The organism is Shewanella gaetbuli (assembly GCF_023284065.1).
Classification (GTDB): domain Bacteria; phylum Pseudomonadota; class Gammaproteobacteria; order Enterobacterales; family Shewanellaceae; genus Shewanella; species Shewanella gaetbuli.
This window is the reverse complement of the sequence record NZ_JAKIKP010000006.1, coordinates 138,577-154,850: the sequence shown is the minus strand read 5'-3', so window position 1 is coordinate 154,850 and position 16,274 is coordinate 138,577. Positions and strand designations below refer to the sequence as shown.

15 protein-coding genes are annotated in these 16,274 nt (G+C 38.7%); 6 read left to right on the top strand and 9 right to left on the bottom strand.

Going from position 1 to position 16,274, the window contains the following annotated elements; all coding sequences use genetic code 11:
- Positions 1-44: 44 nt before the first annotated feature.
- From L2672_RS10080 to speA, 6 genes are all read right to left on the bottom strand, one after another.
- Positions 45-620 (bottom strand): YceI family protein, encoded by a 576-nt coding sequence (locus L2672_RS10080; protein WP_248995724.1) that lies wholly within the window; start codon positions 618-620, stop codon positions 45-47.
- Between the two features lie 81 nt (positions 621-701).
- The gene (locus L2672_RS10075) at positions 702-1,154 is read right to left on the bottom strand and encodes a YaiI/YqxD family protein (RefSeq protein WP_275975016.1); all 453 of its coding nucleotides are present in this window, start codon (positions 1,152-1,154) and stop codon (positions 702-704) included.
- Between the two features lie 14 nt (positions 1,155-1,168).
- A complete protein-coding gene (gene pdxH / locus L2672_RS10070) occupies positions 1,169-1,810 on the bottom strand; it encodes a pyridoxamine 5'-phosphate oxidase (RefSeq protein ID WP_248995723.1) in 642 nt (213 codons plus the stop codon).
- 58 nt (positions 1,811-1,868) lie between these two features.
- A complete protein-coding gene (speB, locus tag L2672_RS10065; RefSeq protein WP_248995722.1) occupies positions 1,869-2,801 on the bottom strand; it encodes an agmatinase in 933 nt (310 codons plus the stop codon).
- Between the two features lie 28 nt (positions 2,802-2,829).
- Complete coding sequence (locus L2672_RS10060) at positions 2,830-3,759, bottom strand: S-adenosylmethionine decarboxylase proenzyme (protein WP_248995721.1); 930 nt, start codon at positions 3,757-3,759, stop codon at positions 2,830-2,832.
- A 120-nt stretch (positions 3,760-3,879) separates the two neighbouring features.
- Entirely contained in the window at positions 3,880-5,790 is a 1,911-nt protein-coding gene (gene speA, locus L2672_RS10055; protein ID WP_248995720.1) for a biosynthetic arginine decarboxylase, read from the bottom strand.
- 556 nt (positions 5,791-6,346) lie between these two features.
- On the opposite strand from speA, the gene L2672_RS10050 reads away from it, so the two are divergent.
- The 4 genes from L2672_RS10050 to L2672_RS10035 all read left to right on the top strand — a co-directional run bounded on the left by L2672_RS10050 (position 6,347) and on the right by L2672_RS10035 (position 9,799).
- Entirely contained in the window at positions 6,347-7,177 is an 831-nt protein-coding gene (locus L2672_RS10050) for a CvfB family protein (protein WP_248995719.1), read from the top strand.
- Between the two features lie 201 nt (positions 7,178-7,378).
- Positions 7,379-8,032, top strand: a complete 654-nt coding sequence (locus tag L2672_RS10045; protein ID WP_248995718.1) for a YceH family protein — start codon at positions 7,379-7,381, stop codon at positions 8,030-8,032.
- A gap of 31 nt (positions 8,033-8,063) precedes the next feature.
- Positions 8,064-8,903 carry an ABC transporter permease gene (locus L2672_RS10040; protein WP_248995717.1) on the top strand — a complete coding sequence of 280 codons (840 nt, stop codon included), beginning with the start codon at positions 8,064-8,066 and terminating at the stop codon, positions 8,901-8,903.
- Entirely contained in the window at positions 8,900-9,799 is a 900-nt protein-coding gene (locus tag L2672_RS10035; protein ID WP_248995716.1) for an ABC transporter ATP-binding protein, read from the top strand. The genes L2672_RS10040 and L2672_RS10035 overlap by 4 nt, the downstream gene beginning before the upstream one ends.
- Positions 9,800-10,295: 496 nt before the next feature.
- Here L2672_RS10035 and L2672_RS10030 read toward each other — a convergent pair whose 3' ends face one another.
- From L2672_RS10030 to L2672_RS10020, 3 genes are all read right to left on the bottom strand, one after another.
- Positions 10,296-10,505, bottom strand: coding sequence for a cold-shock protein (locus tag L2672_RS10030; RefSeq protein ID WP_011496716.1), 210 nt, complete (start codon positions 10,503-10,505; stop codon positions 10,296-10,298).
- 266 nt (positions 10,506-10,771) lie between these two features.
- Complete coding sequence (rlmA, locus tag L2672_RS10025) at positions 10,772-11,590, bottom strand: 23S rRNA (guanine(745)-N(1))-methyltransferase (protein WP_248995715.1); 819 nt, start codon at positions 11,588-11,590, stop codon at positions 10,772-10,774.
- 39 nt (positions 11,591-11,629) lie between these two features.
- Entirely contained in the window at positions 11,630-12,436 is an 807-nt protein-coding gene (locus L2672_RS10020) for a hypothetical protein (protein ID WP_248995714.1), read from the bottom strand.
- A gap of 214 nt (positions 12,437-12,650) precedes the next feature.
- Here L2672_RS10020 and L2672_RS10015 point away from each other — a divergent pair, with 214 nt between their 5' ends.
- Together L2672_RS10015 and katG are read left to right on the top strand one after the other, a co-directional pair.
- On the top strand, positions 12,651-13,697 hold the full coding sequence (locus L2672_RS10015) for a cytochrome-c peroxidase (protein WP_248995713.1): 1,047 nt from the start codon (positions 12,651-12,653) through the stop codon (positions 13,695-13,697).
- Positions 13,698-13,762: 65 nt separating this feature from the next.
- Positions 13,763-15,976: a catalase/peroxidase HPI gene (gene katG, locus L2672_RS10010; RefSeq protein ID WP_248995712.1), complete on the top strand. Its 2,214-nt coding sequence runs from the start codon at positions 13,763-13,765 to the stop codon at positions 15,974-15,976.
- Positions 15,977-16,274 lie beyond the last annotated feature (298 nt).

Here is a 16,274-nt window from a genome sequence, read left to right as displayed (position 1 = left end):
CCTATGTAAACTGGCAGCCGTTTAAGACAATATTCACACCAATATTACTGGTGTAAGCCTACCACAAATGATACTGGCACGGCTAAGCTAATACTTGATAAACCTGCAATAGCTCGCAATTTTTCCACCCCTGCCACTAGGCCAAAATCTTGTGCTTGAACAACCACTGGCGCAAGGCTGGTCACCATAAATTTTTTGTCAGAAAGCTTAGCAACAAGCACTTTAAATACTTTCTTTTGTTGCTGCCCGTGTAAATCTATTGTGGCTTCAATGTCAGCGACCGTAGTTGAGCCAACCGCTAAATCGTTAACCAGTTTTGGTGGCACACTGGCACTTAGCGTTAACGTTGGATACTGGGCAACTTCAAATAATAACCCTTGCATTCTTTCATCACGAATACTAATACCGGTATCAACACTGGCTAGATCAATTGTTAAGCTAAACTTTCCTTGCTCATCTAGGGTTCCTGAAACTTGTTTAAACTTATGAACCTCAGCAATATCACCTTTTTTGGTTGATATAAAACTCACTGAAGATAAATCATTATCTACCTGCCAATTGGCCGCAAATACCGGATGAGCTAGCACGCTTAATATTGATACGATTAACCATTTCTTCATGTTAAAAATCCTTTTATCAGTTGCTATAAACTTAAAGTTTATTCAATTTTAATGAATTAGAGAGTTACACCCTATTATAGTTCACTGTTGTCGAACCAACCATTTATCTAAAGACTGTGCAAAAGCATGTTTGTCAGCCTGAGAAAAGCTATTGGGTCCTTGAGTGTGAACCCCGCTACTTCGCATTTCTTCCATAAAGTCACGCATCGTTAAGGTCTGTTTGATATTTTCAGGGGTATAAACTTTCCCTCGAGGGTTAATGGCTAGCGCGCCTTTATCAATGGCATCTGATGCCAACGGAATATCAGCGGTGATCACTAAGTCACCTGCGTTTAGCTGTTCAACAATGTAGTTATCAGCTTCATCAAACCCTGAGCTTACCCTGATCATTTTTATAAATGGCGAAATAGGAATTTTAACCATTTGATTCGCCACTAATACCACATTAATTGATTTTCGCTCAGCGGCACGAAACAACATGTCTTTTACTGGGTTTGGACAAGCGTCTGCATCCACCCAAATTTTTGCTTGCATAATAACCTCTGATTTTATGGCGCTAATCGATCAATCTGCCATGTTGCATGGTCATCTTTAGTATATAAAAATCTGTCGTGTAGTCGATGTTCGCCACCCTGCCAAAATTCAATACTGTCGGCTTTCACCAAATAGCCACCCCAGAATTTAGGCAATGGCACATCGCCTTGGGCAAACTTAGCTTTCATTTCGGCAAACTTACCTTCTAACGCTTGGCGGGCTGATATTTTACTCGATTGCTTTGATACCCAAGCGGCTATTTGGCTTTCTTTAGGGCGACTCATAAAGTATTTGGCCACTTCCACCATAGATAAGGGTTCTGCAATACCGGTAACCGCAACTTGACGCTCCAGTGAATGCCAAGGGAATAATAGGTTAATACGCTTGTTTTGGCTTAAATGTGTGGCTTTTCGACTCTCTAGATTAGTAAAGAAAACAAAGCCGTTATCGTCAAATTTCTTAAGTAACACAATTCTTTGAAATGGCTGACCATTTTCATCAACCGTCGCGACACACATTGCAGTTGGATCAGTTAACTTTGCCTCTTTAGCTTGGGTTAACCACAGCTCGAACAACGACATTGGGTTAGCTGGTAAGTCGGCTCTGCGTAATCCACCTTGAGTATACTCTCGACGAATGTCACTTAAATCACTCATATCATTCCTTAATAAAAAGCCAACATAACGTTGGCTTTTAACTTATATAACGCGCTTATTATTTTTTAACTAAGCCTTTGCCTTCAGTCCAGGCATGTAGCATTTCTAAGCCCAGTGTTGCCCCAGCTAGTGCGGTGATATCTGCATGGTCATAAGATGGGGCCACTTCAACCACATCCATCCCAACAATATTCATACCACGTAAACCACGAATAATTTTCATGGCTTTGTCACTCGTTAACCCACCACAAACCGGTGTACCGGTACCTGGTGCAAATGCTGGATCTAGGCAGTCAATGTCAAAAGTAACATATAACGGTAAATCACCCACTCTTTTACGAATTTTCGCCACTATTTGATCAGCAGTTAACTCATTGGCCATAGCCGCATCAACCACCTCAAAGCCATGACCTTCTTTAGTGTACTCAGTACGAATACCCACTTGAATAGAATGGTCTACATCAATTAAGCCTTCTTTAGGGGCATGATAAAACATTGTGCCGTGGTCATACTTACTACCTTGGCTGTAGGTATCTGTATGTGCATCAAAATGGAGTAGCGCCATTTTGCCAAATTTTTTGTGGTGCGCGCGTAATAACGGCAAAGTAACAAAATGATCGCCACCAAAACTTAACAGAGCTTTGTCAGTTTCTAGCACTTTTGTAGCGAATGCTTCTGTGCGAGAAGTAAAATCTTCTTGGTCACCACAGTTAAACACTAAGTCACCTGCATCAACAATATTAATACTGTTGCTAAGGCTGAAATCCCATGGCCAACGTGTTTCTTCCCACGCTAGATTAACCGAGGCACGACGAATGGCATCAGGCCCCATACGTCCACCTGAACGCCCTGTTGTTGCCATATCAAAAGGCAAACCAATGACAACCACATCTGCATCAGATTCTAGTGGTTTAAAATTTAATGGCTGGCGGCAATAGCCAAATGCATTTGAATATAAAGAGTAATCAGGTTTTTCAGCGAAAGTAGTCATAGACTCTCCAAAGTTGGCAAATGCCAGTTTACATAAATTCAGGGGTCAGCACTTCTGAGCAAATCTGCTGATAGTGGCTGAACTGTATATTATAGCCTTGCTTTAGCGAATAAAAGCAATGACCTAAGCAAATATTTTCAGGAATTTCACCTGTTTGAATATCACTGTTAAATGCTTTAATGTCCCAGCTTTGAGGCTGTAATAACGCTAATAGCTTAGCGGTAATATTAATAGGTTGTAGATGGAGATCCACATTAGTCTCAATACTGACATAGGAGCTTTTTTCTTGCGGCGTAATGTGAATGGTAAAATATTCATCGCCTTTTATGCCATTCACGGAATATCCGCAGGGGTTAAACAAATGGGCATCTAATTGAAAACCGTTAAAAAGCTTATCTAACTGTAAAAGTTGAGCAATTTTTTCAATAGATTGATCTGCCGTTGTTAAATATTGCGCAATAGGGCCACTAATGTGGTACATCAGTAATTCATAACGATTATCTTGATAAGGTAAAGCAACAGAAGAATGGCTGGTAAAAATATAGTGATGGTGAGTGTCTAAATGACCTATTCGACATGCCGATCCCGGTACTTTTTGCCGTAACACCTGGATATCTTGTTCAAAGGTACTGTTTTGTAAATGAGCTAAATATTCATTTTTGCGTTGGTAAGTCACGCCTAAAATATTGGGGCTCCCTACTGTATCAATCAATGCACAAATTGAATCTATTAATGTGGATAAACCGCAAGTTAATATGACGACTTTATGCTGCCAAACAAATAAACTAGACTCGCTCAGTAAGTAAGCGGTGCAATGTTCATTGTCAATTGACGATAGAATATCTGCTTTAGCTAAGCCAACAATGTTTTCCCAAAAACTGACAGGCAGTTCAAGTAATGAGCCGAATGAGGGGTCAATAATTATTTCAGCTTTTTTTTCAGAACCTTCAAAGAACATATTGTAATGTGCTGCTCAAATAGTGGGAAAATTTAAGGCTTAGAAGTTATATCAACCTAATTGATATCTCTCTAAGCCTTAATTTTAGTTAATATCGATAAAGCCTGGTGACAAACCAGCTTAAAAGTCTTCTAGATAAGTGTAACCGTCAAGACCAACTTGTAATTCTTCTAGAATACTTTCACGCTCTGATTCAACAATATGCTGCTCTACTAACTCTTCAAATGTGCGCATAAATGCGTTGGCATCTAAGTTAACATATCGAAGCACATCGGCAACCGTATCACCTTGTAATACAGAATCTATATTGGTTAAACCTTCTTCATCAATACGAATAACCGCAGAGTTAGTATCGCCAAATAAGTTATGCATATCACCTAGAATTTCTTGATATGCCCCCACCATAAAGAAACCAATTAAGTATGGGCTTGCTGCGCTCCACGCTGGCACCGGTAAAGTCGTTTCAATACCTTGTCCATCTACATATTGGTCAACAATACCGTCTGAGTCACAGGTAATATCAAGCATTACCGCACGACGCTCAGGCGCTTTATCTAATCCAGATAGAGGCAACACAGGGAAAACCTGATCAATACCCCATGCGTCCGGCAAAGATTGGAATAATGAGAAGTTGACAAAGAACTTGTCTGCTAACTTTTCATTTAATTCATCAATAACAGGACGATGGTAACGGTTATTGTTGCTGAGTAAGCCTTTAACTTCATGACAAACCCGCAAATGGGTTTGTTCTGCCCAAGCGCGATGTGCAAGACTAAATTGCCCTACTGCAAACAAAGAGTGCGCTTCGGCAATATCACTTTGAGTGTCATGATAAATTTCAATAATTGCACGTTGATCTTGGCCACTTTTAATTTCTTCTAAAGAGCTCCACATATTATGTAAAAGCTGCGGTGCTTCATCTTCAGGTGGCGTTAACTCTTCTGGCATGTAGGCTTCAGTACCAATAACATCTGTAATTAATACAGCATGATGTGCAGTTAAATGACGTCCTGACTCAGAAATAATACGCGGCATAGGCTGGCCGTATTCATTACATAAGTCGGTCAATACATTGACAATGTTATTGGCATATTCATTAAGACCATAATTCATTGAGTTATTGCTTTGGCTGCGTGTGCCATCGTAGTCAACTGCTAGGCCACCACCTACGTCAAAACAGTTAATTTTGGCGCCTAACTCACGTAATTCACAATAAAAACGCCCTGCCTCACCCACACCTTGGCGAATATCGCGAATGTTGGCAATTTGTGAGCCTAAATGGAAATGCAATAGTTGTAACGACTCCAACATATTGGCCTGTTTTAACTGTTCAAGCACTTTTAATACTTGCGCAGCAGACAAACCAAACTTTGACTTTTCGCCACCACTCGCTTGCCACTTACCTTTACCCTGAAACGCTAGGCGAACACGTAAGCCTAAACGTGGTGTCACACCAAGCTTTTCAGCTTCTTCTAACACCATTTTAAGTTCAGACATTTTCTCTAAAACGATATACACTTTATGGCCAAGCTTTTCGCCAATCAGTGCTAAACGAATATATTCTTTATCTTTATAGCCATTACAGACAATCACAGAGCTGGCTTTTTGCGCCATAGCCAAAACCGCCATAAGTTCTGGTTTACTGCCCGCTTCTAAGCCAAGTTGCGGCACTTCTTTAGACGTTTGACTGGCTAAAATTTCTTCAACAACTGTTTGCTGTTGGTTTACTTTAATCGGGTAAACTAATAAATAGTCATTTTCATAGTCATACTTCTGAATGGCGTTATTGAACGCCTCACACAAACTTTCAACTCTGTGATGTAAAATCTGTGGAAAACGCACCAATACAGGTAACGATACACCCGTATTAACCATACTTTTGGCTAATTCATTCAATGCTATTCTATGATCAGGACGATAAGGATTAGGTGATACTGTCACCTCACCATCTTCACGAATACCATAAAACCCTTGACTCCAGTGAGTGACGTTATAGGTTGAGCGTGCATCTTCAATAGACCAATCAGACATAATTTTTTTCCGTATTTTTCTTATTGATGATGAAATAGGACTTCAATAAGACTTGTTAATAAAATCATCTTAATGCACAACCGCAGTCAAATGCACTAAAAGATGGGCACATATGCCTTGTTTCAAAAACAATGTTCAACCATTTTAGTTGAACAAATGCATTATACGTACTTTATCTGTAAATCAGCTTACCCTTAGAATTAGTTGAAATACAGTCACTATAAAAACTAAGTTTAACCACTTAAAATTTGAATATTTATAACTCAAAAACGCATAAAAACTTAGTTGAATGTTATTTGGCCAGAAAGAGTTATTTCTCAGTGTGTTAACGCTATTTTATGACCTTTAAAAAACGGCGCAATTAAACCTCGCATTGCACGCTAATGCAAGTAAAAAACATCAAAAAAGATGACATAATTTATAATCGCTCTGTTGGTTATTTGTCCCTGCTTATTGCGCCATATAATATCGAAATATGGTTAAAGCGTGTATACTGAACCCATTATGAATATCGATGATATTCGTCCTTATATTGTTCTAATTAATTGAGACACACATGATTCAAATCGGTAACCGCTATTCACTCGAAATTGTTAAAGAAGTCAGCTTTGGAGTTTACGTTAACGCTCAAGAACTTGGCCAAGTGTTAGTGCCGACAAAGTTGGCACCTAAAAATGCTCAAGTAGGCGATGTAATTGAAGTATTTTTATATATAGACTCAGATGACAAAGTGATTGGCACGACCCAGAAGCCTTATGCTCAAGTGGGTGAGTTCGCTTACCTTAAAGTTGCTGCTGTTAGCCAATACGGAGCTTTTTTAGATTGGGGATTAGATAAAGATTTGTTTCTACCCTTTGGTGAGCAACACAAAGAGGTTGAAGTCGGACGCTCTTATCTTGTTTATGTACATATCAACAAAGCAGATGAACGCATTGTTGCCTCATCAAAAGTGGATAAGTTTTTAGATAAAGCACCCGCTAATTATGTAGTGGGCCAAGAAGTTAATTTAATCATTGGCGGCACAACAGACTTAGGTTACAAGGCAATTGTTAATAACCAGCACTGGGGAGTCATTTATGAAAATGAAGTCTTTCAAAAATTACGTTTCGGTCAAAAGCTAACGGGATTTGTCAAAACGGTTCGAAGTGATGGCAAAATCGATTTAGTGTTACAACAAGGTTCTAAAAAAGAACTAGATAAATATTCAAGCTTAATTATGGATAAATTAGCCAAAGCTGATGGTTTTTTACCATTACATGATAAAACAGATGCTGACATCATCTATGCTCAGCTTGGCATGAGTAAAAAAGCCTTTAAGAAGTCAATTGGCGGCTTGTTTAAAGGCGGACAAATTACCATTAGTAAAGATGGTATTCGTCTAGTGTAAGCTCTTTTTATCGTAGTCACAGATTGACAAGGCACCTAATTAAGGTGCCTTTTTATTACCTGTTATTTAACGCGGGGCGTCAATAATTAAAAGGATTGTATGAAATTCATTCCATAAAGCACTCTAACGCTTTGGAAGATTGCAAAAACAACGCGGTTGGGTATATAACAACTACATCGTTTTAGTATTAAGGAACCTATAATGGAATTAAATGCATTAGAAGCTAGGGTTATTGGATGTTTAATGGAAAAGGAAGTTACCACCCCAGAGCAATACCCTTTATCTCTTAATTCTTTAACATTAGCCTGTAACCAAAAAAGTAGCCGAGATCCGGTTATGTCACTGACTGAATCTGAAGTGCAAGTTGTCATCGACGGCTTAAATAAAAAGCGCTTAATAAGTGAGCAATCAGGTTTTGGTAGCCGAGTAGTCAAATATAAACATCGATTTTGCAATACAGAATTTAGCGACCTAAAACTCAGCCCCGCTGAATACGCGCTGATATGTGTTCTACTACTTCGTGGTCCACAAACCCCTGGAGAGCTAAAAACGCGGACTAATCGGTTACATGAATTTAGGGATTCTGCACAAGTTGAAGCCTTATTACTCAGCCTAGCTAAACAAGAAAAGCCTTTTATTGCGCAATTAGCTCGAGAACCCGGTAAACGTGACTGCCGCTACATTGAGTTATTTTGTTTATCAACGGAACAATTTCAAGCCAATGCTGTCGAAAACCTTTCAATACCAGCTCAGACACAACAGCCCATTGCTGATAATGATAAGGTTACGTTATTAGAAGAAAAAGTGGCCAAACTTGAGGCTCGACTAGCCGCATTAGAAGAACTAATGTCTTAATGATGTCATTAAGACATTAACAAGGAACAATATGAATACTTCAGTAAACCAAATGCCATCAGCGCTAATACAAACATGGCAGCTAGGTAAATTTGAGCTTAGTAAACGGTTCAATAGTCGAAGTGGCTTAATTGCGTTAATCGCATTTGTATTAGTATGGAGCATTATCCTAATCTATCCGATTAAAGAAGCTTCAAATATTATAATGCATCCAAGCTTTAAAGACTTTATCGCATCAGTGTTTGGCCCATCGACATTAGATCAATTGTTTAAGTGGCAAGTTGCAGAATTCGCCATGTTTTGGGTTGCGGCTTTATATCTTTTTCCCCTATTCAGTATATTTATCTCAGCAGATCAATTTAGTTCAGACAAGCATAGAGGCACTTTACGCTTTATTAGTTTAAGAGTCAGTCGTAATAGTTTGTTTTTCGGTCGTTTTCTTGGCCAAGTTTTTATTCAATCTTTATTGGTGCTGATTACTATTTTAGCCACAATAATGTTAGTTATGAGCCGAGATACCAGTTTGTTATTACCTTCGCTCAGTAGTGGGTTAGTGGTGTTTATCCAACTGGTGATTATCGTGCTGCCTTACATCGCCACCATGTCTGTGCTATCTATTTTTGCCAATTCAGCCAGACAAGCCAGTATTTATGCCATCATATTGTGGGTTGTCGTTTCAATTATCATCTCCATCATGAATGTTCAGTTTCCAGGCTTTGAAATGGTTGGCTACCTATTACCGGGCTCTCAATTATCAAATATGGTCAATACTCATGGCCTAACCGCTTTTGCTTATGTGCCAATACCCTTAATACAAACCGTTATTATCCTTTCAATTGGTCGCATTATTATGCAAAGGACAGCGCTATGAATTTGATTGAATGTACTCAACTTAGCAAAAACTACAGCGGCAAAAATGTCCTTAATCAGGTTAACATTTCTTTAAAAGCGGGGGCTCCAATAGCCTTGGTAGGTCCTAATGGTGCAGGAAAAACAACTTTATTCAGTATTATTTGTGGATATATATCAGCCTCATCAGGCAGCGTTAAAATATTAGGTGAGTCGCCAAATAGTGCTAAGTTAAGAGGACGATTATCGGCGTTACCTCAAGATGCTCAATTAGACCCTGATATCACCATCATTAGCCAATTAATGCTATTCGCTCAGCTGCAAGGTTTATCAAAAGCAGCTGCAAAGCATGAAGCGATGCGAGTGCTAGAGTTAGTGGATTTAGCGCAAGTCGTCCATGAAAAACCTAAAAGTTTAAGTCACGGAATGGGTAAACGGGTGTCGATTGCTCAAGCACTGATTGGCACACCTGACGTGGTATTATTAGATGAACCCACTGCGGGGCTTGATCCTGCTAACGCCAAAAAAGTGAGAGAGATTGTTCGTCAACAATCAGCCAGTAGCACTTTTATCATCAGCTCACATAATTTGGACGAACTTGAAAAACTATGTGATCAGGTTATATATCTTGAAAATGGTAGCCTTAAACAGTCCCTTTCAATACAGTCAAAACAAAATGTTGAATATTTAACCCTCGTTATGACAGAAACCGACATGCAAGCTTTAACCAATGAAGTTTCATCATTTGAAGGGGTTATTAATGTTACCACCAGTACCGATAAACAAATGATTATTGAGTACAGCCACCAACACGGGTTTCAACTTGAAACACAGCTATTAACGTTATTTGCACAGCACCAATGGCAATATAAATCTATCCTCAAAGGTCGAACCTTAGAAGATACTTTGTTTTCATAAAAAAGATTTAAAAGAGCTATAGAGTATTAACGCATTCAATATACCAATCACGATATGTAAGTGATCATAATTAGCGTAGGAAAAATACTTGAGAACAAGGCAGATTTTTTCGATAAGTAGTTATTCTACAATCAAAAAATCTAACGCTGTTATCGAGCATTTTAACGAGCTAGGTTGAGCAATTATTTATCACGATTGGTATTATAAGCAACACATCTTGCCCTATTAAATAGAATAATGAGTGCGTTACATCATGGTCAAACAAAAGATTGTGATTGATACGCTTGGTGGTTTAGTGCTGACAATACTGTTAGGGAGGCTGATACTCCCCTAGCAGGAAACATCAATTCAATATTTATAGCTGCAGATATAAAGTAAAGTTTTCCTGCAATTGGTCAATGTAAATCAAATCATATCGGTGTGAAAATTAGACAAAAAAAAGCTGCGGCATTTGCCACAGCTTTATAATCCTATTGGTTATTCACTAAAGTGAATATTAACCAACTACTGAAACGTTCTCAGCTTGAGGACCTTTTTGACCTTGAGTTACGGTGAAAGAAACTTTTTGACCTTCGTCTAAAGTTTTGAAACCGTCAGAGTTGATTGCACGGAAGTGAACAAATACGTCTGGACCAGACTCTTGCTCGATGAATCCGAAACCTTTGTCAGAGTTGAACCACTTAACTACACCAGTTACTTGAGACATGATATAAATCCTGTATATATATAAATAAAGCCAAAACGGCGGTAAAGCTGGAAAATGCCGGTATTACTTATGTTAACAGGACGAAACTGGTCGTATTGAAACACAAAAAATAAGCCCAACCTTCAAGCTTTGAAGACTATAACCCATTCTCAGGATATGTCAACAAACATCATGGCAAGGTTCATAATTATTTCATATTTATCAATATCAGGTTTATCTAGAGCCATCAATAAGTTATTGGTGTAATTACTCAATTATTTGGCCTATTATTTACGCCTATGCAGTTCAATTTTAAAGTCTAACTCGCAATTTAGTCCTTCCTCTGCCATCAACTGTTTTTGTGTTGCAGATAATTTCCAAGCATACGGTGTCATATTCAGCAGGTGCTCAATATCATTTTTATCTTTTAACTCAAGAAGATATTCTAATTTATGCTGTGAAACATACTCAAACCCTGCTAACTCTGAAGGCTCGTCAGGGTGTAACCTTGGGTGTTGGTAAATTTTTTGCTTAATGGCAAAGTGATGTTTAGGCCCGGGAGAAACAGTGATTAACATTCCACCAGACTTTATCACTCGCTGTAACTCTTCAACTTTAGACGGTGCATATATGCGTATCGCTAGATCAAAGCTATTGTCAGCAAATGGCATTTCAAACACACTCGCGACACAAAATTGCATATGAGGATAACGTTTGGCCGCGTATTTAATCGCGGTTTTAGAAATATCTAACCCCCACAATTGGCAAGGCTTTTCAGGTTGATTTATTTGCTCAAATAGTCGATGACTATAGTAGCCCTCTCCACATCCAATATCTAAAATGTTGCTGACATTTTGTTGGTACTGGTTCGCGAGCTCGTTCACCTTATCACTTAATTTTTGATAATAACCTTTATTCAGGAACTCACGCCTAGCTAGCATCATTTCTTTATTGTCACCCGGATCTTTAGACTTTTTCTTCTGCACCGGTAACAAATTCACATAGCCTTCTTTGGCTGCATCAAACTGATGATTATTTACACAAGACCATGATTTTGACTGTTGCTTTTCCAACGGTTGCTGACAAATTGGACAAATATAGGACATGAATGCTTCTTATTAAATAAAATTAGATGAAAGTAAAAATTAAAGCTCATCACTGAGAAGTTGATTAACCAACTCAGTTACATCAGAGGGCGCCAAAACATTGTAGCATGCCAATTTTTGCTCAAGCTTTTCAATATCCATAGTGGGCTCATTGGAAGCGTTAGATAAATTTGGTCGCTCTAAAGATTGATGATAACTGCGTAATAGCCATTGATGCTTATTTTGCAGTAAATGGTCCAGTTTTAATAGTTCTGTTGAAACACCAGGGTGAATCTTTCCTGACTCACCACGCATATACTCACGTATATCTCGCCTAACCTGTTCTATTTCGCTTATTTGAATGGCGAGCATGGCTGAAGATTGTTCAAAAGCAGATGTGTGACCTAAAATACTTTTAGCAATCACTAACACTTCTGGCTCACTCAATAAACGTAAATCAAGCTCTAAAGGAATGAGCTCATGACGTTTGCTAGCATCACAACTTAAAAAGACTTGTTTGTCGGCTTGTACCAAAATATCGATCCCTTGCCTCAATTGTTCGATACACAATCGAGGGGCAACCGCCATTCGAGAATATAAACGCACCCCCTGCCCTTCCGTGCGACATACATCATAGTGTTCTGCCAGCACAATTGTCTGCTCATACTCAATATCAATAAAAGGTTGTTGGCGGATAAGCAGTGTCGTTGTCGAACCTTCAATTTGGCTGATCAACAGTTCAAATAATGGATTACTCAAACAAGCCAGTATGAGTAAGTCATCGACATTTTCCGCAAGACGAACTTTCATTAAAGTCGGTTTCGATATTTGTATCACCTGAGGATGATTGAAAATGTGCTGATGCATTAAGGCAAGTCCTTTAACCAAATACTTTATAACAGTATGAATTGAAATATTGTTTTTTCCAACTTTTATTAATAATAATTATTTAAAAAATTAATAAAATAAAATATTGATTATTGAGCTAGTTTTGCGATTAGCTCAATCGAATTATAAGCGTTGCTTTGAAATAACAAACTCCATAGTGTTGATAAAAAAATAATCAACTTCAGAGTTAAATATGAAAATTCATTATATTATTGGCCACATATTAACACTCGCGCTTATTGTCTGCGCATCTATTTCAGAACTATCAGCGCAAAAGTTAGATAACAAACAAATAACGTCAACAATAAAACTAACAAAAGAACAAATTAAATCCATTCAGAAAATAGCTTTAGAATACTTTCAACCATTACCCAATAATATGCCAGGCAGTCAAAATGACACTGACAATAAAATTACCTTGGGTAAAAAACTTTATTTTGAAACAGCGCTTTCACTCAATAACAGCCAATCATGTAATAGCTGTCATAATATTTTAAATAATGGTTCCGGTGCCGATGGTTTAGTGGTTTCTGTAGGTGCTCTAGGCCATAAAGGCACTAGAAATAGCCCCACAACTTGGAACGCAGGTTTTCAATTTACTCAATTTTGGGATGGCAAAGTTAACACATTAGCTGAACAAGCAAAATTTCCTATTCTGAATCAAATTGAAATGGCGATGCCTTCAACAGAAGAAGTTATTTCAAGGCTAAAAGAAAAAGGCTACCCCGCATTATTTCAACAAGCTTACCCAGATGTTGCTAACCCGCTCTCCTTGGGCAACGTTACTGATTCACTGGCGGCGTTTCAAAGAACCTTAATCACTGAAGATAGGTTAGATCGATTCCTAAATGGCAATCTACTGGCGCTCACTGACCAAGAAATAAAAGGCCTAGAATCGTTCATTATTGTGGGTTGTGCCGGCTGTCATAATGGCCCTTTATTAGGAGGACATATGTATTCTCGTATGGGAGTCGTCAACCCTTATCCCAATAAAAATGACAAAGGCAGAGCCAATATTTCTAAAAATCCAGCAGATAATTTTGTATTTAAAGTACCAACTTTGCGAAATGTTTCTAAAACAGCACCCTATTTTCATGATGGAGCCGTTGACAATTTAACACAAGCGGTTAAAGACACAGCATTTCATCAATTAGGCAAGAGTTTATCGGAGGAGGAAACTAATAGTATCACCCAATTTTTAACCAGCATGGAAAATACCAAAACAAGTATAAAGCAATAATTAACCATCAAATAATTTTACACCCATTAATTAAAATTTTTATTTTATTTTTATAAGGCGGATATATGTTTAAAAAAACTATATTATCGATTTTTATCACCACCAGCTTAATTACATCAATATCTATTAATGCAAACGAACAGCCAAAGTCTAATCAATTTTGGTGGCCAGAACATCTAGATTTATCGCCATTAAGAGATCACAGTATTGAATCAAATCCACTTAATCCCGAGTTTGATTATGCTGCTGAGTTCGAAAAACTCGATTTAAACATGCTAAAAACTGATATCAGCACATTATTAACAGATTCACAAGATTGGTGGCCCGCAGACTACGGCCATTATGGGCCATTTTTCATCCGACTTGCATGGCATGCAGCAGGAACATACAGAGTAGCCGATGGCAGAGGCGGTGCAGGTGGTGGCCAACAGCGATTTAATCCACTGAACAGTTGGCCTGACAATGTCAGTTTAGACAAAGCCAGAAGACTACTGTGGCCGATTAAACAAAAATATGGCAAAAGCATTTCTTGGGCTGATCTCATTGCATTAACAGGTAATGTTGCACTTGAGTCTATGGGCTTCAAAACCTATGGCTATGCCGGTGGAAGACAAGACGACTGGGAACCTGATTTAGTCTACTGGGGGCCTGAAAGCCAATTCTTAACCGATGAACGACGTGACAAAAAAGGAAAGTTAAAAGGCCCATTAGCCGCAGTTGAAATGGGCTTGATTTACGTCAACCCAGAAGGACCTCATGGCAACCCTGACCCGCTATTAGCAGCCAAAGATATTAGAATGTCCTTTGGCCGCATGGCAATGAATGATGAAGAAATTGTCGCACTTATTGCCGGAGGTCACACCTTTGGCAAAGCTCATGGAGCGGGTAAACCTAGTGAATGTGTTGGCGCAGCGCCCGCAGAAGCAGGGCTAGAAGAACAAGGTTTAGGCTGGAAAAACACTTGTGGAACAGGTAAAGGGGCTGACACGATAACAAGTGGTCTAGAAGGTGCTTGGACTATCACCCCAACTCAATGGACAAGCAACTATTTAGATAACTTATTTAATTTCACTTGGGTAAAAACCAAAAGCCCAGCAGGTGCAACACAATGGATACCTGACACCAAAGCGGCTTCAAAGCTTGTTCCGGATGCCCATGACCCTTTAAAGCGCCATGCCCCTATCATGTTCACTACAGACATTGCGTTAAAAAAAGATCCTGTATTTAAAAAAATTGCTGAAAGCTTCAGAAAAGACCCGAGTAAATATGAAATGGCTTTCGCTAAAGCTTGGTTCAAACTGAATCATCGAGACTTAGGCCCAAGATCACGTTATCTCGGCGCGGAAGTCCCTAAAGAATTGCTGACTTGGCAAGACCCTATACCGGAAATAAACCATGCCTTAGTGAATGACCAACAAATAACAGCATTAAAATCACAAATATTAAAATCGGGTTTAACCCCACAGCAGCTTATTTTAACCGCGTGGTCATCCGCTGCAACTTATCGAAACACCGATATGAGAGGCGGAGCTAATGGTGCACGAATTAGGTTATCCCCTCAAAAGGACTGGCGGGTCAATAATCCTAAACAACTTAATAAAATACTTAAAAAGCTTCAAAAAATTACCGATGATTTTAATTCCTCACCTGTAAAAAGTAAGATTTCTGTTGCTGACACGATTGTTTTAGCCGGTTATGCCGCGATTGAACAAGCCGCTCTTAAAGCCGGGTACAACAAGTCAATTAAATTTTACCCAGGGAGAATGGATGCATCTCAAGCAATGACAGACGTTCGCTCATTTGCAGTCTTAGAACCTAAAGCTGATGCCTTTATTAATTATTATTCAAATGATAATCAAAAATCTCCCGCGGAAATGCTGGTTGAAAAAGCAGACTTACTTGGCCTAACTGTACCAGAAACCGTGGTGTTGATTGGTGGGATGCGAGCACTTAACGCCAATTACGATCATTCAGCTAATGGCATTTTAACCACACAGCCAGGTAAGCTTACCAATGACTTTTTTGTCAACCTGTTAAGCATGTCTACCAAGTGGCGAAAATCAAGCCAAAACAGTGGACTATACCAAGGGTTCGACCGTAAAACTAACCAACTAACGTGGACTGCTACACCTGTTGACTTAGTGCTAGGCTCTAATACTGAGTTCAGAGCAGTCAGTGAATTTTATGCTTTTGCAGATTCAAGTGAAACATTTATTGATGACTTCATTAATACATGGCAAAAAGTCATGCTAAATGACAGATTTGATATTAAACGATAAGCCCAATATCATTATGTAAACCTAACCAATCCTTAAACATTTAGCTTGGTTAGGTTGTCAGTAACTAAAATCACTTCTTCGTTAAGCCAAACACAAATCCTCACTATGCCCCCCGCTTTCGGGCCAAAGATTGAACGACTGACATGGATAAACATCCTAAAATATTCATGTCATGGTATAGTGCTCTAACAATAATTTTTAATGACTCAATCATTGTGATATCAACCTTCTACAGGTTTGTTCCATTTTGGCTTTCTTGTTATCACTAAACTAGATAATAGTGTTAATCACAGATAAT

Coding starts and splice junctions, on each gene's coding strand:
- L2672_RS10050 (WP_248995719.1), top strand. CDS start 6,347: ATGATTCAAATCGGTAACCGCTATTCACTCGAAATTGTTAAAGAAGTC.
- L2672_RS10040 (WP_248995717.1), top strand. CDS start 8,064: ATGAATACTTCAGTAAACCAAATGCCATCAGCGCTAATACAAACATGG.
- pdxH (WP_248995723.1), bottom strand. CDS start 1,810: ATGAGTGATTTAAGTGACATTCGTCGAGAGTATACTCAAGGTGGATTA.
- L2672_RS10080 (WP_248995724.1), bottom strand. CDS start 620: ATGAAGAAATGGTTAATCGTATCAATATTAAGCGTGCTAGCTCATCCG.
- katG (WP_248995712.1), top strand. CDS start 13,763: ATGTTTAAAAAAACTATATTATCGATTTTTATCACCACCAGCTTAATT.
- L2672_RS10075 (WP_275975016.1), bottom strand. CDS start 1,154: ATGCAAGCAAAAATTTGGGTGGATGCAGACGCTTGTCCAAACCCAGTA.
- speB (WP_248995722.1), bottom strand. CDS start 2,801: ATGACTACTTTCGCTGAAAAACCTGATTACTCTTTATATTCAAATGCA.
- L2672_RS10020 (WP_248995714.1), bottom strand. CDS start 12,436: ATGCATCAGCACATTTTCAATCATCCTCAGGTGATACAAATATCGAAA.
- L2672_RS10015 (WP_248995713.1), top strand. CDS start 12,651: ATGAAAATTCATTATATTATTGGCCACATATTAACACTCGCGCTTATT.
- L2672_RS10045 (WP_248995718.1), top strand. CDS start 7,379: ATGGAATTAAATGCATTAGAAGCTAGGGTTATTGGATGTTTAATGGAA.
- rlmA (WP_248995715.1), bottom strand. CDS start 11,590: ATGTCCTATATTTGTCCAATTTGTCAGCAACCGTTGGAAAAGCAACAG.
- speA (WP_248995720.1), bottom strand. CDS start 5,790: ATGTCTGATTGGTCTATTGAAGATGCACGCTCAACCTATAACGTCACT.
- L2672_RS10030 (WP_011496716.1), bottom strand. CDS start 10,505: ATGTCTCAAGTAACTGGTGTAGTTAAGTGGTTCAACTCTGACAAAGGT.
- L2672_RS10060 (WP_248995721.1), bottom strand. CDS start 3,759: ATGTTCTTTGAAGGTTCTGAAAAAAAAGCTGAAATAATTATTGACCCC.
- L2672_RS10035 (WP_248995716.1), top strand. CDS start 8,900: ATGAATTTGATTGAATGTACTCAACTTAGCAAAAACTACAGCGGCAAA.